The sequence below is a fragment of the Sagittula sp. NFXS13 genome, from assembly GCF_040148795.1.
GTDB classification, from domain to species: domain Bacteria; phylum Pseudomonadota; class Alphaproteobacteria; order Rhodobacterales; family Rhodobacteraceae; genus Sagittula; species Sagittula marina.
In genome coordinates, this window is sequence record NZ_JAGEMH010000006.1 from 1 (window position 1) to 19,979 (window position 19,979).

Genomic DNA, 19,979 nt, shown 5'->3' on the forward strand with positions numbered 1-19,979 from the left:
TCCAGCCGTTCCGCCCAAACGGCTTGGATGTTGGACCGCTCTATCTTCGCAACGCTGTTGAGCCGGTTGTGGCACTCCTGAAATCTCAGGGAGGAAAGTGACCGTTAGTCACGGCTTATGCTGAAATACCGTTCTATCTCAGTGTGCTAGAAGAAACCTTCGACACGGCACCCCAAGCCTCTTGACAGGGGGGGGGCATGAAAACTGCCAAAACGTGCAAGCTTATGCTTCATTGGCACCGCGCCTCTTCTTACGGAGAAAACTTCGCTGAAAACGCCAGCTTCAAATTTTTCGGATTTCAGGGGGGCGGAGAACCCCCTAGAGCCGATTATTCAGGTGGAGGCCGCCTGCCTGTTCCCGATCAGCTGGCGGATCGCCGTCGGCAGGATCAGCACCACCCCGATCACCGTAGCCGTCAGGTCCGGCGCGACCAGCAGCACCGCCGCCAGTGTCAGAACCAGACGTTCGACCCAGTGCAGCGGGGCGAAAAGCCAGTTCGTGACCGCCGCCGACAACGCCCAGATGCCCAGTACTGCGCCCCCGAAGGCCAGCGCGAAGGCCGACCATGTGAAGCCTTCAGTGACCAGCAGCAGCGCGGGCTGGAACACGAAGATAAAGGGGACAAGCGCCTTGCCCATGCTCAAGCGGAAGGCCGTGTTGCCGGTCTTGAAGGCGTTCGATCCAGCGATGCCGGCGCCGGCATAGGCGGCCATGGCGACAGGCGGCGTCACATCCGCCAGCACACCGTAGTAGAAGACGAAGAAATGCGCGACCAGCGGCTCGACCTGCAACAAGCCCAGCACCGGGGCGGCCACGGCGACCATGATGATATAGTTCGCCGTGGTCGGGATGCCGCAGCCCATCAGGATGCACACGACGGCCGTCAGCATCAGCGTGAACAAAAGCGTCAGCGTTTGCACTCCCATGATCTCGAACGGCAGGACAGCCAGCCAGCCGGAGACGTTCGTGGCCCAGTCTGCGGCGACGCCAGTGACCATGTAGGCGATCTTGAACCCGACCCCGGTCAGCGTCACCACGCCGATCACCACGCCGACCAACGCGGCGGCGGCGGTCACAGCCAGCGACTGGCGCGCGCCAAGGATGAAACCGTCCCAGACGCCTTGGACGGTGCCTTTGATCCCGCCCATCAGGCCCGAGGCCATGACTTGCTGGATCCCCATCACCGCGATACAGGCCGAGATCGACCAGAAGGCTGCGAAGAATGGCGTGCGACCCGACAGGAGAATGGCGACCAGGATCACCAGCGGCAAGACCGACAGCCAGCCAGCCTTGAAGACTTTCCAGGCATTGGGCAGTTCCTCGGCGGACAGGCCGCGCAGGCCAAGGCGGCGGGCTTCCAAGTGTACCTGGACCAGCACGCCGAAGAAGTGCATGAAGGCCGGCACCAACGCGGCGGTCAGAATGGTGGTCAGCGGTACGCCGAGGTATTCGATCATCAGGAAAGCCACGGCGCCCATCACCGGCGGCGTGATTTGTCCGCCGGTCGACGAGGCGGCCTCGACCGCGGCGGCGAAGTGGCGGGGATAGCCGATGCGGATCATTGCCGGAATGGTCAGCGACCCGGTGGTGACCGTGTTGGCGATGGACGAGCCCGAAATCGACCCGAGCATCGCCGAGGATACGACCGAGACCTTTGCCGGCCCGCCCGCATACCGCCCTGCAAGCGCGGAGGCGATATCGATGAACAATTGACCCAAGCCGATGCGCGTCGCCATAACGCCGAACAGCACGAAGTGGAACACATAGGTCGCGATCACGCCCAGAGCAGTGCCGTAGATCCCCTGCGAAGTCAGGTAGAGATGATTGACGATGTTGGACCAGCTTGCGCCGGGGTGGACGAAGATGCCAGGCATGTGCTGTCCGAAATAGGCATAGCTGATGAAAATGATCGCGATCACTGGCAGCGGCCAGCCCATGGAGCGGCGCACCGCCTCCAGCAGCACGACGATCAGCACAGTTCCCATAGCCACATCTATGGGCAGCGGGTTGCCAACGCGGAACGCCAGGTCGGCATAGATCCAAGGCACATAGAAGGCGGCGACCGCCCCTGCGATCATCAGGACCCAATCGGACAACGGCAGGCCAAGTGGCGCAGTGACCGAAGGGGATATCTCCTTGCTGCCAAAGGCCGAGAAGCTCAGGAACACCAGTGCCAGCGTGGCGCCCAAATGCAAGCCGCGGTGCGTGGTCGCCTGCGGAATGCCGAAGCCGGCGGTGTAGAAATGATAGCAGGCCAGCAGGAACAGCAGAGCGCTGGCAGCCAGCGCCAGTGGCGAGGCCAGCACCCTGAACCGCAGTTCGGGGTCGAATTTCTCTTCCAGAGCCTGAAGCTCTTCAGCGCTGAGGGTATGGATATCCTCGCCTTCCGGCGATTTCTGGCGGTCTTGGGGCATCTGGCGTCCGGACTGGCTGAGGGCAGTGAAAGGCAAACAAATAAGGGGAAAGGTCGTGTAAGGTCCGCTTGCTGCGGGGGCGGTCGGGGGCGCACGGCGACGCCCCCCCGGTTGGTATCAGGTTGGGGCAGGCCAGATTACTCTGACAGCAATCCGGCTTCCCTGTAGAAACGCTCGGCACCCGGGTGCAGCGGGATGCCGACACCGTCCAGCGCCGTATCGGCGGTGATCATCTTGCCCTTGGAATGGCCCGCGTCCAGCTGCTTGCGGGTGTTCTCGTTCCACAATGCCTTGGTGATGCCATAGATCAGCTCTTCGGGTTGATCGGCCGAGGTGATCCACTGCGCGCCGACCGACAGGGTCTCGGTGTCGTCTGCCACGCCTTCATAGGTGCCGCCCGGGATCGTATCGTTCGAGAAGTAAGCGAAGTTCTCGCAGATCATCGGGGCTTCGTCGCAGGAAATCGGTACTACGGTTACGTCATGCTGGCTGGCCAGTTCGGCAATCGCGCCGGCCGGATAGCCACCGACGAAGAAGAAAGCGTCCATGGCGCCGTCGCGCATCCGGTCCGCCGCCTGATCGGGCTTGAGAAATTCGGCTTCGATGTCGTCTTCGGTCAGGCCGTAGCCATCAAGGATGATGCGGGCGTCAACCAGCGTGCCCGATCCGGGTTCGTCCATCGAAACGCGCTTGCCCTTCAGGTCTGCGACGCCGGCGATACCGGCATCGGCACGGGCGATCAGGTGGATCGACTCAGGATAGAGGTTGGCGATGGCGCGCAGGCTTTCGACCGGCTCCTTGCCTTCCCAGATGCCGGTTCCGGTATAAGCCCAGGTCGCCACGTCGGACTGCGAAAAGCCCGATTCCAGGCTCCCGCCTGCAATCGCGTTGATGTTCGCGACCGAGCCGTTGGCCGACAGCGCCGAGGCCACCAGACCTGGAACGCCGCAGGAGCCGCCTTCATCGCAGGCGCGTGATCCGGGAGGGCTGGAGATCGCGTTCGCAAGCAGCCCGCCGATGGGGTAATAGGTGCCAGCGGTGCCGCCGGTACCGATGCGGAAGAAGGACATGTCCTGCGCACTGGCGGACCCAGCCGTCAGCGTGGCAGCGACGGCCATACCTGCCAGAAGTGTCAGATGTTTCATCGAAAGCTCTCCCTTTTGGAATTCGTCTTTAATATTAAGAACTCTAGTGTTTTTTCCGCCCGTACCACAAGACTACCTTCGCGCCCCCTTTGATTTTGGAACGGCAGCGGCTGTTCGGACAACCTGTCAGGCGGGGTGTTCTGGAAATAGAGATGGTCCTAGGTGTTTGATCCCACGGTTTGATGGTGTGATCCTTTCTCAAGCTTGGAAGGAAGCATTATGGGACAAGTTCGTCACGGGAGCGCCACGTACTGTGACCCGGCAGGCGATTTGCGTGGCAAATCTGCCGGTAGGGCACGCCCGCCGTCAGAGCAGAAATACAGCGATGGCAAGCTTCGCTCGCGCAGCTGCGCCAAGAGCTGGGCATCAATCCCAAGATGGTCGCGAAGTGGCGGAACCGTGCGACTGTCAAGGATTTGAAGACCGGTCCGAGAGAGCCGCGCTCAACCGTTCTGACCGAGGCGGGGGAAGCTATGATTGTCGCGTTTCGACGCCACACATTGCTGCCGCTGGATGACTGTCTCCATGCCCTTCAGCCCTCGAACCCGCACCTGACCCGGTTAGCGCTGCGCCGGTGCCTGCAGCGGCATGGGGTATCGCGTCTGCCGGATGTCGAGGCCCCCTCTCGGGACATTGCGTCGCAATGCCCTGCCGGGCCGTGGATATGCGCCAGCACAACCATATCCGTGCGCTGCCTGCGGCTGGCAGGCCGGCTACGGAAAGCCCGCAACCCGCGCGCGCTGACGTTCATGACCTGACACAGCCGGTCGATCGGGAAGGCACCGCGCTGTTCTTCCCCTCTCGTGCATGTAAACATGCACGAGAGGGCAGTGGACGAACCTGAACCTCGTGGCTTTTGAACTGGGTGGCTTCCTAAGAAACACCCACGGTCTCTGAGATGGGCGCCAATGCGTAACACATAGTTTTGGCCCGCCGCTGGAAGTTTGACAGCACACGTTGCCTATGTCGTTCGTCACAGGCTGCGGCCCCCTGATCCTGATAGGCCATGCCATGGCGGATGGCGTTGTAGAAGAAGACTGCGATCTTGCGCGCCGTGGCCGTTACCGCCTTTTGCTTGCCTATGCTCGATGACAGTCGACGGTAAAGCGCACCCAAGGCCGTGTCGCTTTTGCCAATCGTTACGGCAGCCAAGCGCAAGAGAGCAGCCGCACGACTGGAGGACCGACGTGTCCGCGAGGATAGCAACTTGCCCCCGGAGATTTTATTGCCCGGGGCCGAACAGAGCCAGGACGTGAAGTGCTTGGCACTCTTCCAGGCGCGCAGGTCTGTGCCGCATTCGGCCACCAGCTTCAGGCCAACGATGGTCCAAGGCCATGGATCTGCGTTATGTCTGTGCCCAACACACCGTAGAGTGCGGCCCGAACGTTGAAGGACGGCGCATTGTGCCGCTTGCCCTTGATCCGCGCCTTGGGCAGTGGGGCCAGATCATCGTCCTCCTGGACCGTCAGGTCTGCAACCGCTGGTCGCACGTCTCGATCTGTGCCTTGTAGAAGTCGTAACGCTCCAGCGACTGTGTGAGGGCAAAAACATGCTCCACGCGGTCGTTGCCGACCAGCGCAGCCTTGATCGTATCCACAGAAGATTTGCAGCGGACATCCCGGAACGCGGCAAGAACCTCCGGATCGCGCTCGCCGCCGACAATGGCACGGATGATCCGCATGCCGGTCGCACCAGTGATGTCAGAGACGACATGATGCAGTTGGAGGTTCATCTCCATCAGTGCCTGTCTCGCATGTGCTGGATATGGGCAGCGGCATACTCAGTGAGCCGTTCCCGTTGGCGAACATAGGCGCGCAGAGTGGCCATCTCAGCTTCGGGGCGGAAGCTCCCACGTGAGCCAAGCCATAGGAATGCAACTGGCGCAGCCATGCGGCATCACTCTCATCGGTTTTGCGACCCGGCACATTCTTGGCATAGCGCGCATTCACCAGAATGACCTCGGACCCATGCGCCTCCAAGATCTCGAAGGCCGGTATCCAGTAAACGTCGGTGGATTCCATGGCCACGCTGGTGACACCGCACGAGTGGAACCAGACGGCGAGATTGTGCAGATCCTGGGTAAATGTCCCGAAGGCTCGCACTGGCATGATTTCGGTGTCGGGTTCACAGCGCGATGTGCATCGTCGAGCCCATGTCGGTCGCGGCTGCATTGGCATTGACCATCTTCAGGTCCGGGTGGTCACCGGATTTGCGCTTCGTCATGACATCTCCTCCGTTCGGGGCGAAGGGCGTGGGCCTTGCTAGTTCGTCATCTTTCTAACCGGGATCGCCGCGATGGCGGCGCCACCATTCTCAAGTGCGCAACGGCCCATGTGCCACGTTTTTTGACGGGGTCCAGCCCACCAACAAGCCATCGGCAACTGCCCTTCAGGCGCAGCACAGCACAGGCTGTTTATACCGCGCACAGGCGGGCAGCGGCCCGGAACGGTTTTTTAAAATGTCCCTCTCTTCCTTGAGAATACGGATCTCGCGCCGAAGCCGCTCTTTCTCCTGTGCCAATTCGCGGTCCTCGGATGATACCACATCCGTGTCGCGGTGCGCTGTCACCCACTTGTTCAGCGTCGAAAGCCCAACGCCCAAATCATCCGCAACCTGCCGCCGTGTCAGCTCGCTGGTCAACGCAATTCGCACTGCATCCTTGCGGAATTCATCCGTTCTGCCCGTGCCCATAGTTCGTCTCCTTTGCTGCACATTATGCTATCAAAGGAGCGGCACCAAACCGCGACAGGTCCAGACTTCATGGCAGCCTACAACTTCGCACGCAGGCTCACGCCCTACGAATACATCTGCAGAATCTGGACATCAGAGCCCGATAGATTCGTCATCGATCCGATCCACCAAATGTCGGGACTGAACACCTAGACGCAACTGCACGAATTACCACTCCGTCCGCATTGCGGACCTTCACCCACGAAGAATGCCGCGCGATGCACGGTCGGCCGCCTGATGAAAGACATCGGTATTGAAGGCGTCATTCGGGGCAAGAAGCCTCGAACGACGTTTCCTGACAAAGCGTTACCTTGTCCACTGGATAGGGTGGAACGGCAATTCTAAGCACCTGCACCTAACGTGCTGTGGGTCAGCGACTTCACCTATGCCGCCAAGTGGCAGGCTTTTGTCTATGTGGCTTTTGTCATTAACGTTTTTGCACGGCGCATTGTTGGCTGGCGCGCAAGCCGCACAGCCAATGCAGGCTTTGTTCTTGATGCTTTGGAACAGGCAAGTCATCAACGTAGGCCAGCGCAAGACCAACTGGTGCATCGCTCAGACCGCGGACCGCAAGGCGGATTCAACCGGTCGTCGCAACACTTTCGATTATATCCCGTTGGAGCAGTCGGTCGAGAGCCTCTGCAAATGTGCGCTATCCGAGGATTTTGCGGGGTCTTGTGTTCAAAGCATGTGCGACTGCGCTCAGCTCATTGACACCGTGCCGGCTGAGATCCGTGCGTTTGGGAAAGTATGGCCGCAGCAAGCCATTGGTGTTTTCGTTCCTCCCGCGCTGCCAAGGGCTTTGAGGGTTGCAAAGATAGATTTCCAAACCCGTGTCGATTTGGAGCTGCGCATGTTGGGCCATCTCCGCACCCTGATCCCAAGTTAAGGATCGACGAAAATCTGCAGGAAGCCTCATGATTGTCCCTGCGACAGCGTCGCGGAACTGCGCCTGATCTCTCGCGATCCCGTGCTGGGTGACCGCGACAGTTTGCGTGCGATAGCGCGGATACCTGTCCTTCGCGCACATTCCAAAGCAATCTCTTCTCGCTCAGAAAATGTCAGATTGCGCCTCATCAATGGCGTCGCTGATGGTGCAAGGTGTGTCGGGGGCATTCCGCCAGAACTCGTAAACCACCGGATTCCGACAGGACCGGAAACACCCGCTTCAAAGGCTGACACTTAACTGGAATGACCTGCGGCCACGCCCCTCAGAACCGGCAAAGATTCTCACGTTGCCAGACTGGCGGCCTTCCTGGAGAATATAATTTGCCCTGTATCGAACGTACGGAGTTTCGTCTGCCTGTTTTCGTCATCTACACCTCCCAAAATGGGGTGTGGCGATGACCGGTTGAATCCGCCCCATACGTGTCGATCAAGTACACTGAGCGGTTGGCTGAGGCAAAGATTGCACCGTCTGTCGGTCGTGTCGGGGACTCGTATGACAGCGCGATGGCCGAAACAATCAACTGCCTGTTCAAGGCCGAGGTTATTTACCGGCGTGTCCCATGGCGCAGCTTTGAAGCGGTCGAATACGCAACCTTGGAATGGGTCGATTGGTTCAACAACCACCGCCTGCGGGAGCCTGTTTGGAATATCCCGCCAGCCGAAGCCGAGGCGAACTTCTATGCAGCTCTGGAAAGATCAGACGTGGCCGCGGAACTAAGACAAATCAGCCTCCGGCAAACTCGGCGCGGTTCAGTCTCGTCCGGCACTGCGGGCCACACCGGGGATCGGCGCATCCGCAATGCATTCGCGGTGGCCGCGGCCATGCATCCTTCATCTTACTGAATGAAGTCAGGTGAAATCTCCGATAGAGTGCGCGAGCCTGTGAGCCCAGACAAGCGATCAAGGCAGGAGGCAAGGGTGGCGACCCTTGCCTCGCAAACTTCACTCGGGATTGGCGGCCTTCGTCTCACGCTCGACGTCACTGTTCCAGATTGACCGATCCACCCCGTCGCCAAGTTCGGGATATTCAGAGACCTTGAAGATAGGCTCTTTCCCGGCGCGACGTTGCGCGAAATAGTCCCGCGTGAGTTTCGCAACGGTCTTGGACAGGATCAGAATTGCAACCAGGTTCACCGTCGCCATCAGCGCCATGGACGCATCGGCGAAATTGAACACGGTCGTGACCGCCTGCAAGGACCCCCAAACCACCATCGCGACCACCAGCACCTTCAGCACCAGAAGCGGGATACGCTTGCCCAACCCGAGGAATTCCATCGCGCTCTCTGCGTAGGAATAATTTCCGATGATCGAGGTGAAGGCAAAGAATAGGATCGCGACCCCGACGAAGATCGGACCGAACGCCCCGATATGCTGCTCCAGCGCGATCTGTGTCAGCGCCATGCCGGTGGGGGCGCCTTCGGAATAGTCGACCACGCCCGACAACAGGATCATCAGAGCCGTGGCCGTGCAGATGACCAGGGTATCGATAAAGACGCCAAGTCCCTGCACAAGCCCCTGGCTGGACGGGTGGTGCGGATCGGGGACCGCGACGGCCGCGATGTTGGGGGCTGAGCCCATGCCGGCCTCGTTGGAGAACAGGCCGCGTTTCACACCGTTGAGTAGGGCCGCCATGAACCCACCCGTAAAGCCGCCCGCCGCCGCTTCGAATCCGAAGGCCGACTTGACGATCAGGGCCAGCATGGCGGGCACTTCGGCGATGTTGATAAGCACGATGACGAGCGCCACGAGAATATAAAGCCCCGCCATGCCCGGAACGACTTTTTCAGCGACCCGTGCTATGGATTTGATGCCACCGAAAATCACGATGCCGGCGAGGCCGCCAATAACAAGTCCGGTGACAAGTTTGGGGATCGAAAAAGCCTCTTCCATGGCGACGGAGATCGAGTTCGCCTGAACCGCCGAGAAGATCAGTCCGAAGCTGATGATGAGGCAGACCGAAAAGACGTAGCCCATGGCGTTCGACCCGATGCCCCGCGCCATGTAGAAGGCCGGACCGCCGCGATATTGCGCATCCGCGTTTCGCACCTTGTAAAGCTGCGCCAGCGTGGATTCGGCGTAGGCCGTCGCCATACCCACCAGGGCGACCATCCACATCCAGAACACGGCACCCGGCCCGCCAAGGTAGATCGCCACGGCAACCCCGGCGAGATTGCCCGTGCCTACCCTGCTTGCCAGGGAGATCGTCAGGGCCTGAAACGGAGAAATGCCCGCGGCGGATGTGTCGCGCGATGACTTGACGACGCGAAAGAACTCGGCGAAGTGCCGGAATTGCAGGAAGCCCGTCCGCCAGGTGAAATAGATCCCCACGGCCAGCAGCCCGTATACGAGGACATATCCCCATAATATGGTGTTTAAGAAATCGACGATTGTAGTCATGCGCTGGTCCCTCTTGATTGTATTTCCAACCATTAACCATTCGGTAGGTGAGGGGAAGCCTTGGACCGGACTCACAATGTCCGCAGTGCGATCGGCGTGCGCGTCTTGGATGAGGTCGCTTCGGTCCGATGGAAAAAGTGGCGCCAACTGTCTCGCATTCGGACACTTGGCCCCGGAAGGAGGCGAAGTGTTGCGGGGAGCTACCAGACCCCCGCATTGGTGCGCAGGGCCGGGGCGCTCCCGGAATTCCTGACCAGCTGCCGAACCGCAGCTACGTCCTGAGAGGCTTTGAGTGATCAACTCAGCAAGTGCTTGTGAAGAGTGCCAGAAAAGACGGCTTCCTTTCAACGCGTTGGGTAGTCGATGGGCGAAGATCGGTTTTGTCCCGCGCTCCAGTCGTTTAGGCCAGCAGCAGCGGGTGGTCGGTTCGCACCCATTTTAATGACTGCGCCCCGCAGATAAGCTTCCCTGAGCAAGGGGTGGACCCAGACGACGTCTGGGCAGCCTGTGCATTCCCCCTATTTTAAAATTTGATAAGGTCACATGGGTGACCATATGATTGTCGTGACCGGCGGTCCCGGTTCCGGCATCGACAAAGACATCAATCACACGAACCGGATGATCCTCGACGATCCAATCCTCCATCCGATCCGGAACCAGAGTGACCTGATCCCGATCCGCGTCCTCGATATACCCCGACATCACCACCTCCACGTACTGAAGGCCAGTACACCCATTTCCACACTGCCTCGGTCGGGAGCGTCATCATGGTCCGTCGAGGTGCACATTAGGTCTGCCGCAGCCTCTCATGACCGCTTTAAGCCCAAACTGCCGCATCCGGAGGGAGCCTCTGCAGCGGGTGCATTCGGCCTCTCCTAGCCCAAAAGGTGTTGAATGTTACCCAGAGAAATTAACGCAACGTTGCGCGGTAGAGTTCGGGATTAACCTGTTCGAGGATTGGCGCGTTCTCCGAGCCGAGCAGCGCGAAGGCGCGTTCGACGAGCATACGATGGCGTTGTCGCATCATATGCACCGGAAAACGCAGGAGTTGACCAAAGGGTTCGTAATCAAAGCAGCCGAAGGCGCAGGCGCGGAGCTCTTCCTCGGGAAGGGTCGCGAGAAACCGTAGCGCCCCTTCGAACACCGAATCCGAGTTAATGAAAAGCCCGCGCGGCAGACCGCCGAGCCGCTCGTAAAGCGCCTTGATCGACCGCGTGGCCACGTCGAGATCGTAGGTCTCGGCGATGATCTGTTCGGGATCTACACGGCCGACATGAGCGTAGAGCGCTTCGGAAAAGCCCGCGACACGGTTGCGGGTCGACGGCAGGGTGCGGTCGCCGCCAAGAAAATAGATAGTCTCGCGGGGGGTGTCGCCGACACCGCCGAGCCGGACCATGGACAACAGGATTTCGCGTGTAAGGACGTTTGCCCCGGTCCGGTTGTCGGTCACGACAGAGGGCGCGATGTCACAGGGCTGGTCGATGAAGACATGCGGGATTTCGGCCTCCGCACAATGGCGGCTGAGATCCTCGGGCGCGACCGAGCCGACGAAGAAAATCGCGTCAATGTTCCAGGCCGCGAGGTCGGAGACGGTCTTGCGCTCTTCCTCGGGGATACGCGCGGTGGAGATGATGACAGGGCATTGGTTGCGGGCGCGGACCTCGGCGGAGAAAGTCTGCGCGATATTGGAGAAGAAGCGGTTGTATTCCGGGATGAGCAGCGCGACGAGACCGGAGCGGGAGGTGCGCAAAGCCCTTGCTTGCAGATTCGCGGAATAGCCCTGCTCGGCGGCGATTGCGATGATGCGTTCGGCGGTCGACTTGGCGATCCGGCGCTTCTTCCACGACCCGTTCAACGCCGCGCTGACGGTCGACGCCGAGGCCCCGGCCCTTTGCGCAATGTCGTAGATCGTCTCTTTTTGCGGCTTTGTCATAAGCTTGGTTACCGCGATCCAAAGGGTGATGAAAGAAACAGCTAAGCCGTGTTGACACAGTGGTCTAAAAATCGTTTGTTATGCAACATCGATTGTGCACCATCGAGAGGTTGAAACCACGAAGCCTGAAAAAAGGTAACGTGGTTTTTTAAGAGAGTGATGCACAACCGATTGTGCAATGTCGGCGCGGCTTCGTGCCAAGGGAGGAAACCATGAAGACTTTGACCGGACTGGTCAGCGCGCTCGCGTTGACCGTTGGACTTTCCACATCCGCAGCCGCGGAAACCACGATGGGTATCGTGGTGAAGATCGGCGGCATTCCGTGGTTCAACGCCATGGAGGACGGCATCGAACGCCGCGCCGAGGAGCTTGGCGTCAGCGCCGAGATGATCGGCCCGGTGTCGGCGGATCCGGCGCTGCAGGTGCAGGCCATCGAGGATCTGATCGCCAAGGGCGTTGACGTGATCGGTGTCGTGCCGAACGACGAGGCCGCGCTGGAGCCAGTGCTGAAGAAGGCCCGCGATGCAGGTATCGTGGTCATCTCGCACGAGGGGCCGGGGCTGGAGAACGTCGACTGGAACTTCGAACTGGCATCCGCCGAGGGTTTCGGCGAGGCGCATGCCAAGTTGTTGTCCGAAAAGACGCCCGAGGGCGGCAAGTACGCGGTCTACGTCGGCTCGCTCACCGTGCCGCTGCACAATGCTTGGGCTGATGCGGCGATCGCCTGGATGGAGGAAAACCGTCCGGATATCGAGCTCGTCGGCGACCGTTACGGCGTGGCCGAAAACGTGGACGACAGCCGCTCCACCGCACTGGACCTGATCGCGGCGAACCCGGATCTCAAGGGCTTTCTGGCCTTTGGCTCGCAGGGGCCCATCGGTGCAGGCCGCGCCGTAGAGGAGCGCCGCAAGGTCGGCGACATTCAGGTCATGGGTCCGTTCTCGCCGGGGCAGGGCCGCAAGATGATCCACTCTGGCGTGCTGACCGGTGGTTACATGTGGAACCCGGCACAGGCCGGAGAGGTTTTCGTTACGCTCGGCGACATGCTGGCAGAGGGCACCACCCTCGAGGCCGGCATGGACATTCCCGGGCTCGGCGTGATCGAACCGGATGTCGAAAACCGCGATATCATCACGGACAACCTTCTGGAAATCAACGAAAGCACCGTGGACGAGCTGGCCGAGAAAGGCCTGTAAGACCACGCCTCGCGGCGGGCGGGGCCCACCCCCGCCCGCCCCAGATCCCCCATTCCCATAGGTGAACCATGACGACTGCCCCGGCAGAACGGTTCGCGCTGCGTCTGCACAAGGTCTCGAAGGCTTTCGGCGGCGTGCAGGCGTTGAACGAGGTCGATTTCGAGGTGCGCGCGGGCGAGGTGCATTGCTTGGCCGGAGAGAACGGCTGCGGCAAGTCCACGCTGATCAAGACCGTAACCGGCGTGCACCAACCCGAAAGCGCCGAGCTGATCGAGCTGTTCGGTGAAAAGATCGAACGCATTAACCCGGTGCAGGCGCGCGAGAAGGGCGTCTCGGTCATCTGGCAGGACCTTGCGCTATTTCCGCACATGTCCGTGGCGGAGAACATTGCCTTCGACGATCTCGTCGGGCTGCGCCCCAGGTCAGTGCGCTATCGCGAGATGATTACGCGGGCAGGCGAGGTGCTCGACCGTCTCGGCGTCCGGATAGCGCTGAGCGCACCTTTGAACGACCTTCCAATCGCGCAGCGTCAGGTGGTAGCGATTGCACGCGCGTTGATGAACGACGCCAAACTGATCTTCATGGACGAGCCAACGGCCTCGCTGACCCAGTCCGAGACCGACCGTCTGCTCGACATCGTGCGCAAGCTGTCTGCCGATGGTGTGGCCATTGTCTTCGTCTCGCACCGACTGGCCGAGGTGCTCGAGATCGCGGAGCGCGTGACCATCGTGCGTGACGGCAACCTCGTGGGCGTCTACCCGACGGACGGCATGACGCAGGCGCGGCTCGGCGAGCTTATGACCGGCCACCATATCGAGAATGATGTCGCTGCCCGCGACCTGCCCGACGCGCCCGTGGTCTTCGAGACAAGAGGCCTCAGCCGTCACGGCGAATTCGAAGATGTCTCCCTGACCATCAAGGCCGGCGAGGTCCTGGGTCTCACGGGTCTGATCGGGGCAGGGCGCACGGAGCTGGCGCACGTCATGATGGGCATGCGCAAGGCTGACGCAGGGACAATGCTTCTGAACGGCGCGGACTACCACCCCGGCTCCATCCGCCACGCCATTCGCAAAGGCTTGGCCTACGTGTCCGAGGATCGGCTCTCGCTTGGCCTGTTGCAGAAACAGTCGATCGAGGACAACACCGTCATTTCCGTCCTCGGCAAACTGACCGCGGCCACCGGGCTGATCTCGGACACCCGCAAGGCCGAGCTGGTCCGGCACTGGATCCGCGAACTGGGGGTGAAGATCGGCCAGCCTTCGGATGCGATATCGACGCTGTCGGGGGGCAATCAGCAGAAGGTGGTGCTGGCCAAGTGGCTGGCGACAAAGCCGCGCCTGCTGATCCTCGACAGCCCCACCGTGGGCGTCGACGTAGGGGCGCGGGCCGGCATTTTTCGCATCGTCCGGGAACTGGCCGAGGAGGGTCTCGCCATCCTGCTGATCTCCGACGAAGTCACAGAGGTCATGCACAATTCGGACCGCATCCTGCACATGGCCGATGGCCGGATCGTACAAAACTATGACCCGCGCACCATCTCGGTGCCCCAACTCGAGGAGCGGATCTATGCGTGATACCTTGCGGTCCTATACCATCGAAACACGGCTGGCGGTGGTCCTCGCGGTGCTTTGCGTGGTGCTTTCCATTTCGGCACCGCAATTCGCGACACTGCCCAACGCCACATCGCTGCTCAACAACAGTGCAGTGAACCTGATCTGGGCCGTGGGCCTGCTGGTCGTGCTGGTCGCCGGGGGGATCGACATCTCCTTCGCGGTGGCGTCCTCGGTCGTGCAATATGTCGCGGCCAAGATGCTGATCGGCATCGGCGGCGGCAACTGGCTGCTGGGATTTTTGTTCTGCGGCTCGCTCGGCATCCTTCTGGGGCTGCTGAACGCGTGGCTCATCCATGGCTTCCGCATCATCTCCATCGTGGTGACAATTGCCACGTTTAACGCCTTCTTTGGGCTCCTGATGTTCTTCAGCGGCGGGCGAAACATCTACAACCTGCCGGACTGGTGGACGGCGCGGATCTTCATCTTCGAGCACGAGAATGCCCAAGGCATCTGGTCCGAGCTCACGCTTTCGGTCGCGGTGATGGTCGGTTGCGTGGTGGCAACCTGGGTACTGATCCGCCGAACCAACATCGGCCGCCAGCTCTATGCATTCGGCGACAACCCCGAGGGCGCACGCAGGGCAGGGGTCAACATCGCCGTGATGCAAGGCGTGGCCTTTGGCTGGATGGGCCTGATGGCCGGGATCGCAGGACTGATGCAGGTGAACATCGTCAAGGAGGTCGTGCCCAACGCGCTTTACGGTCGTGAACTGGACGTGCTGGCGGCAGTGGTGCTGGGAGGCGCACGCCTTGGCGGCGGCAAGGGCACGATCCTTGGATGCATCCTCGGCGTGATGTTCGTGGCGATCACCCAGAACGGGCTGAACCTGCTGGGAGTCTCGCCCTTCGCGTTCCAGATGATCATCGGTGCGGCGATCCTCGTGGCGATCTCGACCTCGAACATCGACCTCAGCCAATTCTTCCGCAACAAGGAGGCACGGTCATGATGAGCGAGACCAAGCGCCAGCCCGCATTCAAGGGCCTCAAGGCCACCGGCCCGATGGGCGAAAACCTCTCCCTGCTGGCCATGCTGGCGCTGCTTGTGGTGGTGTTCTCCATCGCCTCACCGCGCTTTCTGACGGGGGCCAACCTCGGGTCGATGGGCTTCCAGATGCCACTTCTGGGCCTGCTGACGCTGGCCATGCTGGCCCCCATCGTGTCGGGCGGCCTGAACCTCGCCATCGTATACACTGCGAATATCAGCGGTCTGGCTCTGGCCTGGACGATCATGCAGTTTGGCGGGGCCGAGGCAGGCATCGGCGCCTTCGTCCTTGGCTGCGCCCTGGCGCTGTTCGTCGGTGCCATTGCAGGCGCGGCGATGGGGGCCGTTGTCGCTTATGTCGGCGCGCACCCGATCCTCGTCTCGCTGGCGATGATGATCTTTCTGCGCGGCCTGGGCGAGTTCCTGACCCGTGGCGGCGACATCTCGGGCTTCCCCGACTACATGCGCGTGCTGGGACACGGCAGCCTGTGGAGCGTGCCCGTCCCGCTGATCCTCTTCGCGGTGATCGCCTTCGGCTGGCATGTCCTGCTGCGCCGCACACCGCACGGTTTCTCGGTTTACATGACCGGCTCCAACCTGAAGGCTGCGGAATACGCGGGGCTGAACGCCAAGCGGACATTGGTGCTCATCTACACCCTGTCCGGGGTGCTCTGCGCCATTGCAGGCATCCTGATGGCCGCGCGTTTCAACTCCGTCAGGGTTGGCCATGGCGAAGCAATGCTTCTGATCACCGTTCTGGCCTGTTTCCTCGGCGGGATCGACCCCTTCGGCGGCCACGGGCGCGTCATGCCGGTCATCATCGCGTTGGTCATTCTGCAAGTGCTGTCCTCTGGCCTGAACCTCGTGGGAGCGAACCAACACCTGGCGACCGCGGTCTGGGGCCTCTTCCTGATCGGCGTAATGGTGCTGCGGTCAGGACAAATTCAACGATACATCGGACTAATTTCTGGAAAGGATAAATAAGATGGAAGGCTTTGGCGTACACACCAGCATGTGGACGATGAACTGGGACCAGGAGGGCGCAGAGCGCGCCGTACAGGGTGCCACGCATTACGGCGTCGACTTCATCGAGATCCCGATGCTGCGCCCCTCCGAAATCGACACCGCGCACACCGCCGGTCTGCTCGAGCGCAACAATCTGCGGGCCGTTTGCTCCCTGGGGCTGCCGGAACAGTACTGGGCCTCGGTGAACCCTGAAGGTGCGATCGACTATCTGAAACTCTCGATCGACAAGACGAAGGCCTGCGGCGCCGAGGCTCTGTCTGGCGTGACCTTCGGCGGCATCGGCCAGCGCACCGGCACCTCGCCCACCGAGGGGGAATATGACAACATCGCCAAGGTGCTGGACGCCGCGTCGCGCTATGCCAAGGAGGTCGGCCTGCTCTTCGGGATCGAGCCGGTAAACCGCTATGAAAACCACCTCATCAACACCGGCTGGCAGGCGCGTGAGATGATCGAGCGCGTGGGCTCGGACAACATCTTCGTGCACCTTGATACCTACCATATGAACATTGAGGAAAAAGGCGCGGCCAACGGCATCCTCGATTGTCGCGATTATCTGAAGTACATCCACCTGAGCGAAAGCGACCGGGGCACGCCGGGCGAGGGCTGCTGCGACTGGGATGAGATATTTGCCACGCTGAAGGCAATCGACTTCAAGGGAGGCCTCGCGATGGAGAGCTTCATCAACATGCCACCCGAGGTGGGCTTCGGCCTTGCGGTCTGGCGTCCTGTCGCGAAGGACCAAGACGAAGTCATGTCCAAGGGCCTGCCGTTCTTGCGCAACAAGGCAGCGCAGTATCGCCTGATCTGAGGGAACTTTTTGTGTTTACAGAGGCGTCGCAACCGACAACCTGTAAACACATTCAGGGGTCTGGATGGTTAAGCAGCGTAGAAATGTCCCACTTGGGTGCGCGCGCTACTTAGCGCGGCGCCTGATACCTGCGAGGGTAGGGGTAGCGGCCAACCTCCTCCATCATCTTTTCTTGGAAGACCTCTGCGGGGGTTTTCCATCCGAGATACTTTAGCGGTGGAGTTGATGACCGGTTCGGTCCGCACTGCGGCAGTCTGAGTTCACGTCCTCTGCGCTGGATCTCCGTCCGCCCCGGTCTGGATCAATACCGTCGAGGTCTTGAATGCGGCCGTCCAGCGTGCGCTGATTGGTCTCTATCACGGTCTGGGCCGGAAGTCCCTCCAGCAATATCTGGGCGAGATCATTTCGCGATGGAACCTCCGTGTCCCAGAGGCCAAGGTGCGGGCGCGGAAGTCTGCATCTGGCCTTCCGTCTACCGAGACCACAATCGATTGGAAGCCGATCCCGGTCGCGGATCAGATGCGGGGGGGGGGCGCCCTGCGCCGCACCCCTTCTTGGGGGCTATACTGGCCCGGAGAAAAGGGCTCTATGCCTCCGAGGCCTCTGGCAGTCGCGCGCGCGGCTTGCTGAAGCCATGCATTTCTTTCGCCCACTGGTAGCCGACCACCAGCCCTTTCATCCTGGGCAGCAACGCCAGCGCGAGCACCGTCGCGATCGTGCAGAGCACAAGCGCCAGAATCAGGGGATCATCCCGCAAGTAGCCGAAGAGGCCATGGAGGGCGAAACCCATCACGTGCCCGACGATCAGGATGGTCAGGTAGGCCGGACCGTCGTCTGCGCGATGATGATACAACTCCTCACCGCATTCTGAGCAGGTGTCTTTCACCTTGAGATAGCGCGCAAAAAGCTGACCTTCGCCACAAGCGGGGCAGCGATGGCGCAGGCCACGCAGGATGGCCGGCTTCGTCTCGCGTGTTTTGGCAGTGGTCATTTCATCCCTCTCGACTCGAATTATAACAGCTCGAATATAGGGATCATTGATCGGCTTTTGAAGGCACATGTTGCACCATTTGTATGCGACATTATACGCACTGATAAGAAGCTCTTGGGGAACAGATGCATACAATCATACCTTCAATATCCTGAGGGGTGACCCTATATATCCGGAAACGCATGGAGTGGTGGCTATGAACGACTGGTGTCCCGAGATCTCGCAAAACGGAAGCCCACGCTATGTCGCGATCGCTGACGCCATCCTGCGGGATCTGGAGAGGGGCGTTCTACATGCGGGGGATCGTCTGCCGCCGCAGAGAAAGCTCGCGGAACTCTTGGGGCTGGATTTCACGACCGTCTCCCGCGGCTATTCGGAGGCCCAGAAGCGCGGCTTGATAGAAAGCCATGTCGGGAGAGGGACGTTCATAGCGGCGCAGCGGGCTCGAGCCTCGGGGCCTGATCCGGAACGAACTGGGGACGAGGATCTCACGATGAACATGCCGCCGGAGCTGCGCGACGAGCGGCTCCAGCGGCGTATGCGGGAAGGCCTCGGGTATGTTGGCGACAACCTGACGCCTTTGCTCCGCTACCAGTCCTCCACGGGAAGCGATCGAGACAAAAGCGCAGCCATGAGCTGGCTCGGCAAGCGGGGACTGAGCCCGAGTGCTGAGTGCGTAGCGATCACGCCCGGGGCTCATGCGACCATCCTTGCGATCCTGACCATTCTGGCCGATCCCGGAGACACGATCCTGTGCGAGGCCGTTTCCTATCCCGGCCTGCGCGCTATCGCGGCGCGGCTGCGCCTGAACCTCCAGGGCTTGCCCATGGACAAAGAGGGGATCGACCCGGGCGCGCTCGACCGCGCCATCCAGGAGCACAATCCAAGGGCTCTCTATCTCACCCCCACCCTGCACAACCCGACCACCCTGACCGTTCCGCCGCAGCGCAGAAGGCAGGTCGCGGAGGTGGTAAATGCGCACGGACTCCACGTGATCGAGGACGACGCCTACGGGTTCGTTCCCGCCGATGCGCCTGCGGCCCTCGCCACTCATGCTCCGAACCTCACCTGGTATATCGGAGGGCTGTCGAAGTGCCTTGGAGGCGGATTACGGCTCGCCTACGCCACGGCACCGTCCAGCCGCTACGCTCTCAGCCTGGGGCACGCCTTGCGAAGCACGGCCGTCATGGCAGCGCCGATCTCCACCGCGCTCGCGACCCGCTGGATCGAGGAAGGCACCGCTGATGAAATCGTCAACTATGTCCGTGCCGAAAGTGCAGCGCGACAAGAGATCGCGACCGAGCTGCTGTCTGGACTGGAGTATCAATCGGCGCCGAACGCCTTCAACGTCTGGCTACGACTGCCAGAGGGTGCGGGACGCGCGAACCTGATGGGCCGACTGACCGGACGGAAAATCGGCATCATGCCCTCCGATGCGTTTACTGTCCTGGGGAGGCCTGATGAGCATGTCCGCGTCTGCCTGGGCGGCTCCATCTCGCGCGACGAACTGCGCAGAGGCTTGCTCCTGATGACCGACTCCCTGCACCCCGATGCTTGGGTAGGATAAGCAACTCCGAATGCCAAACCCTAAACAGTCTGCTTTTCAACGGGGATGAAAGGGCATCCGTTCTCCTTGCTTTCCAGCAAGATAGGGGATTTGTCGCAACCCAGTTTAGATTCCACCCGGCAAAAAGCCTATAACCAATAATGTGGATTATGTAAACCAATCAACATTCGCCACGGTCTCGACATCCGGCCTGCAAATGCAAACGACTACGATATGTTACAGCGCATTCG

17 protein-coding genes and 8 pseudogenes are annotated in these 19,979 nt (G+C 60.8%); 11 read left to right on the top strand and 14 right to left on the bottom strand.

Annotated elements, in window-relative coordinates; all coding sequences use genetic code 11:
* Window positions 1–332: 332 nt before the first annotated feature.
* Window positions 333–2,414 (bottom strand): TRAP transporter permease, encoded by a 2,082-nt coding sequence (locus J4E08_RS13325; RefSeq protein WP_183968386.1) that lies wholly within the window; start codon window positions 2,412–2,414, stop codon window positions 333–335.
* A gap of 137 nt (window positions 2,415–2,551) precedes the next feature.
* On the bottom strand, window positions 2,552–3,559 hold the full coding sequence (locus J4E08_RS13330) for a TAXI family TRAP transporter solute-binding subunit (protein WP_349538919.1): 1,008 nt from the start codon (window positions 3,557–3,559) through the stop codon (window positions 2,552–2,554).
* A gap of 219 nt (window positions 3,560–3,778) precedes the next feature.
* Here J4E08_RS13330 and J4E08_RS13335 point away from each other — a divergent pair.
* Window positions 3,779–4,173 (top strand): annotated as a pseudogene (locus J4E08_RS13335) (transposase family protein); the annotation flags it as partial.
* A gap of 47 nt (window positions 4,174–4,220) precedes the next feature.
* On the opposite strand, the pseudogene J4E08_RS13340 reads toward J4E08_RS13335, so the two are convergent.
* Window positions 4,221–4,355: pseudogene (locus J4E08_RS13340) on the bottom strand (IS3 family transposase); the annotation flags it as partial.
* 167 nt (window positions 4,356–4,522) lie between these two features.
* On the opposite strand from J4E08_RS13340, the gene J4E08_RS13345 reads away from it, so the two are divergent.
* Entirely contained in the window at window positions 4,523–4,651 is a 129-nt protein-coding gene (locus tag J4E08_RS13345; RefSeq protein ID WP_349539102.1) for a hypothetical protein, read from the top strand.
* 90 nt (window positions 4,652–4,741) lie between these two features.
* On the opposite strand, the pseudogene J4E08_RS13350 reads toward J4E08_RS13345, so the two are convergent.
* The 5 genes and pseudogenes from J4E08_RS13350 to J4E08_RS13370 all read right to left on the bottom strand — a co-directional run.
* Window positions 4,742–4,864 (bottom strand): annotated as a pseudogene (locus J4E08_RS13350) (transposase); the annotation flags it as partial.
* A 5-nt stretch (window positions 4,865–4,869) separates the two neighbouring features.
* Window positions 4,870–5,049, bottom strand: coding sequence for a hypothetical protein (locus J4E08_RS13355; protein ID WP_349538920.1), 180 nt, complete (start codon window positions 5,047–5,049; stop codon window positions 4,870–4,872).
* Window positions 5,025–5,297, bottom strand: coding sequence for a hypothetical protein (locus J4E08_RS13360; protein WP_349538921.1), 273 nt, complete (start codon window positions 5,295–5,297; stop codon window positions 5,025–5,027). Before J4E08_RS13360 ends, J4E08_RS13355 begins: the two co-directional genes overlap by 25 nt.
* Complete coding sequence (locus tag J4E08_RS13365; RefSeq protein WP_349538922.1) at window positions 5,260–5,730, bottom strand: IS110 family transposase; 471 nt, start codon at window positions 5,728–5,730, stop codon at window positions 5,260–5,262. Before J4E08_RS13365 ends, J4E08_RS13360 begins: the two co-directional genes overlap by 38 nt.
* A gap of 241 nt (window positions 5,731–5,971) precedes the next feature.
* A pseudogene (locus J4E08_RS13370) lies at window positions 5,972–6,250 on the bottom strand (transposase); the annotation flags it as partial.
* A 63-nt stretch (window positions 6,251–6,313) separates the two neighbouring features.
* Here J4E08_RS13370 and J4E08_RS13375 point away from each other — a divergent pair.
* Together J4E08_RS13375 and J4E08_RS13380 are read left to right on the top strand one after the other, a co-directional pair.
* A pseudogene (locus J4E08_RS13375) lies at window positions 6,314–6,442 on the top strand (IS481 family transposase); the annotation flags it as partial.
* A 60-nt stretch (window positions 6,443–6,502) separates the two neighbouring features.
* Window positions 6,503–6,862 (top strand): annotated as a pseudogene (locus J4E08_RS13380) (DDE-type integrase/transposase/recombinase); the annotation flags it as partial.
* Between the two features lie 7 nt (window positions 6,863–6,869).
* On the opposite strand, the pseudogene J4E08_RS13385 reads toward J4E08_RS13380, so the two are convergent.
* Both J4E08_RS13385 and J4E08_RS13390 read right to left on the bottom strand, forming a co-directional pair.
* A pseudogene (locus tag J4E08_RS13385) lies at window positions 6,870–7,232 on the bottom strand (IS30 family transposase); the annotation flags it as partial.
* Window positions 7,205–7,405 (bottom strand): helix-turn-helix domain-containing protein, encoded by a 201-nt coding sequence (locus J4E08_RS13390; protein ID WP_349538924.1) that lies wholly within the window; start codon window positions 7,403–7,405, stop codon window positions 7,205–7,207. The gene J4E08_RS13390 and the pseudogene J4E08_RS13385, both read right to left, overlap by 28 nt.
* A gap of 249 nt (window positions 7,406–7,654) precedes the next feature.
* Between J4E08_RS13390 and J4E08_RS13395 the strand changes: the two are divergent.
* A pseudogene (locus J4E08_RS13395) lies at window positions 7,655–8,080 on the top strand (integrase core domain-containing protein); the annotation flags it as partial.
* Window positions 8,081–8,179: 99 nt separating this feature from the next.
* On the opposite strand, the gene J4E08_RS13400 reads toward J4E08_RS13395, so the two are convergent.
* From J4E08_RS13400 to J4E08_RS13410, 3 genes are all read right to left on the bottom strand, one after another.
* Window positions 8,180–9,634: an alanine/glycine:cation symporter family protein gene (locus tag J4E08_RS13400; RefSeq protein WP_349538925.1), complete on the bottom strand. Its 1,455-nt coding sequence runs from the start codon at window positions 9,632–9,634 to the stop codon at window positions 8,180–8,182.
* A gap of 438 nt (window positions 9,635–10,072) precedes the next feature.
* Complete coding sequence (locus tag J4E08_RS13405) at window positions 10,073–10,336, bottom strand: hypothetical protein (protein WP_349539103.1); 264 nt, start codon at window positions 10,334–10,336, stop codon at window positions 10,073–10,075.
* 208 nt (window positions 10,337–10,544) lie between these two features.
* A complete protein-coding gene (locus J4E08_RS13410) occupies window positions 10,545–11,567 on the bottom strand; it encodes a LacI family DNA-binding transcriptional regulator (protein ID WP_349538926.1) in 1,023 nt (340 codons plus the stop codon).
* A 212-nt stretch (window positions 11,568–11,779) separates the two neighbouring features.
* On the opposite strand from J4E08_RS13410, the gene J4E08_RS13415 reads away from it, so the two are divergent.
* From J4E08_RS13415 to J4E08_RS13435, 5 genes are all read left to right on the top strand, one after another.
* Window positions 11,780–12,763, top strand: a complete 984-nt coding sequence (locus J4E08_RS13415; protein ID WP_349538927.1) for a substrate-binding domain-containing protein — start codon at window positions 11,780–11,782, stop codon at window positions 12,761–12,763.
* A gap of 68 nt (window positions 12,764–12,831) precedes the next feature.
* On the top strand, window positions 12,832–14,337 hold the full coding sequence (locus J4E08_RS13420) for a sugar ABC transporter ATP-binding protein (RefSeq protein WP_349538928.1): 1,506 nt from the start codon (window positions 12,832–12,834) through the stop codon (window positions 14,335–14,337).
* A complete protein-coding gene (locus tag J4E08_RS13425; RefSeq protein WP_349538929.1) occupies window positions 14,330–15,322 on the top strand; it encodes an ABC transporter permease in 993 nt (330 codons plus the stop codon). The genes J4E08_RS13420 and J4E08_RS13425 overlap by 8 nt, the downstream gene beginning before the upstream one ends.
* Window positions 15,319–16,341, top strand: a complete 1,023-nt coding sequence (locus J4E08_RS13430; protein ID WP_349538930.1) for an ABC transporter permease — start codon at window positions 15,319–15,321, stop codon at window positions 16,339–16,341. Before J4E08_RS13425 ends, J4E08_RS13430 begins: the two co-directional genes overlap by 4 nt.
* A 1-nt stretch (window position 16,342) precedes the next feature.
* Window positions 16,343–17,191: a sugar phosphate isomerase/epimerase family protein gene (locus tag J4E08_RS13435; protein ID WP_349538931.1), complete on the top strand. Its 849-nt coding sequence runs from the start codon at window positions 16,343–16,345 to the stop codon at window positions 17,189–17,191.
* 586 nt (window positions 17,192–17,777) lie between these two features.
* On the opposite strand, the gene J4E08_RS13445 is transcribed toward J4E08_RS13435, so the two are convergent.
* Window positions 17,778–18,182: a DUF983 domain-containing protein gene (locus tag J4E08_RS13445; RefSeq protein WP_349538932.1), complete on the bottom strand. Its 405-nt coding sequence runs from the start codon at window positions 18,180–18,182 to the stop codon at window positions 17,778–17,780.
* Between the two features lie 196 nt (window positions 18,183–18,378).
* Here J4E08_RS13445 and J4E08_RS13450 point away from each other — a divergent pair, with 196 nt between their 5' ends.
* Window positions 18,379–19,749 carry an aminotransferase-like domain-containing protein gene (locus J4E08_RS13450; protein WP_349538933.1) on the top strand — a complete coding sequence of 457 codons (1,371 nt, stop codon included), beginning with the start codon at window positions 18,379–18,381 and terminating at the stop codon, window positions 19,747–19,749.
* The last annotated feature ends 230 nt before the right edge of the window (window positions 19,750–19,979 follow it).

Excerpts from the sequence above, each read along its gene's own strand:
- J4E08_RS13430 (WP_349538930.1), top strand. The coding sequence starts at position 15,319 with ATGATGAGCGAGACCAAGCGCCAGCCCGCATTCAAGGGCCTCAAGGCC.
- J4E08_RS13410 (WP_349538926.1), bottom strand. The coding sequence starts at position 11,567 with ATGACAAAGCCGCAAAAAGAGACGATCTACGACATTGCGCAAAGGGCC.
- J4E08_RS13365 (WP_349538922.1), bottom strand. The coding sequence starts at position 5,730 with ATGCAGCCGCGACCGACATGGGCTCGACGATGCACATCGCGCTGTGAA.
- J4E08_RS13420 (WP_349538928.1), top strand. The coding sequence starts at position 12,832 with ATGACGACTGCCCCGGCAGAACGGTTCGCGCTGCGTCTGCACAAGGTC.
- J4E08_RS13445 (WP_349538932.1), bottom strand. The coding sequence starts at position 18,182 with ATGACCACTGCCAAAACACGCGAGACGAAGCCGGCCATCCTGCGTGGC.
- J4E08_RS13345 (WP_349539102.1), top strand. The coding sequence starts at position 4,523 with ATGTCGTTCGTCACAGGCTGCGGCCCCCTGATCCTGATAGGCCATGCC.
- J4E08_RS13415 (WP_349538927.1), top strand. The coding sequence starts at position 11,780 with ATGAAGACTTTGACCGGACTGGTCAGCGCGCTCGCGTTGACCGTTGGA.
- J4E08_RS13450 (WP_349538933.1), top strand. The coding sequence starts at position 18,379 with ATGAACGACTGGTGTCCCGAGATCTCGCAAAACGGAAGCCCACGCTAT.
- J4E08_RS13400 (WP_349538925.1), bottom strand. The coding sequence starts at position 9,634 with ATGACTACAATCGTCGATTTCTTAAACACCATATTATGGGGATATGTC.
- J4E08_RS13325 (WP_183968386.1), bottom strand. The coding sequence starts at position 2,414 with ATGCCCCAAGACCGCCAGAAATCGCCGGAAGGCGAGGATATCCATACC.
- J4E08_RS13405 (WP_349539103.1), bottom strand. The coding sequence starts at position 10,336 with ATGTCGGGGTATATCGAGGACGCGGATCGGGATCAGGTCACTCTGGTT.
- J4E08_RS13425 (WP_349538929.1), top strand. The coding sequence starts at position 14,330 with ATGCGTGATACCTTGCGGTCCTATACCATCGAAACACGGCTGGCGGTG.
- J4E08_RS13390 (WP_349538924.1), bottom strand. The coding sequence starts at position 7,405 with ATGCCCCCGACACACCTTGCACCATCAGCGACGCCATTGATGAGGCGC.
- J4E08_RS13435 (WP_349538931.1), top strand. The coding sequence starts at position 16,343 with ATGGAAGGCTTTGGCGTACACACCAGCATGTGGACGATGAACTGGGAC.
- J4E08_RS13330 (WP_349538919.1), bottom strand. The coding sequence starts at position 3,559 with ATGAAACATCTGACACTTCTGGCAGGTATGGCCGTCGCTGCCACGCTG.
- J4E08_RS13360 (WP_349538921.1), bottom strand. The coding sequence starts at position 5,297 with ATGGAGATGAACCTCCAACTGCATCATGTCGTCTCTGACATCACTGGT.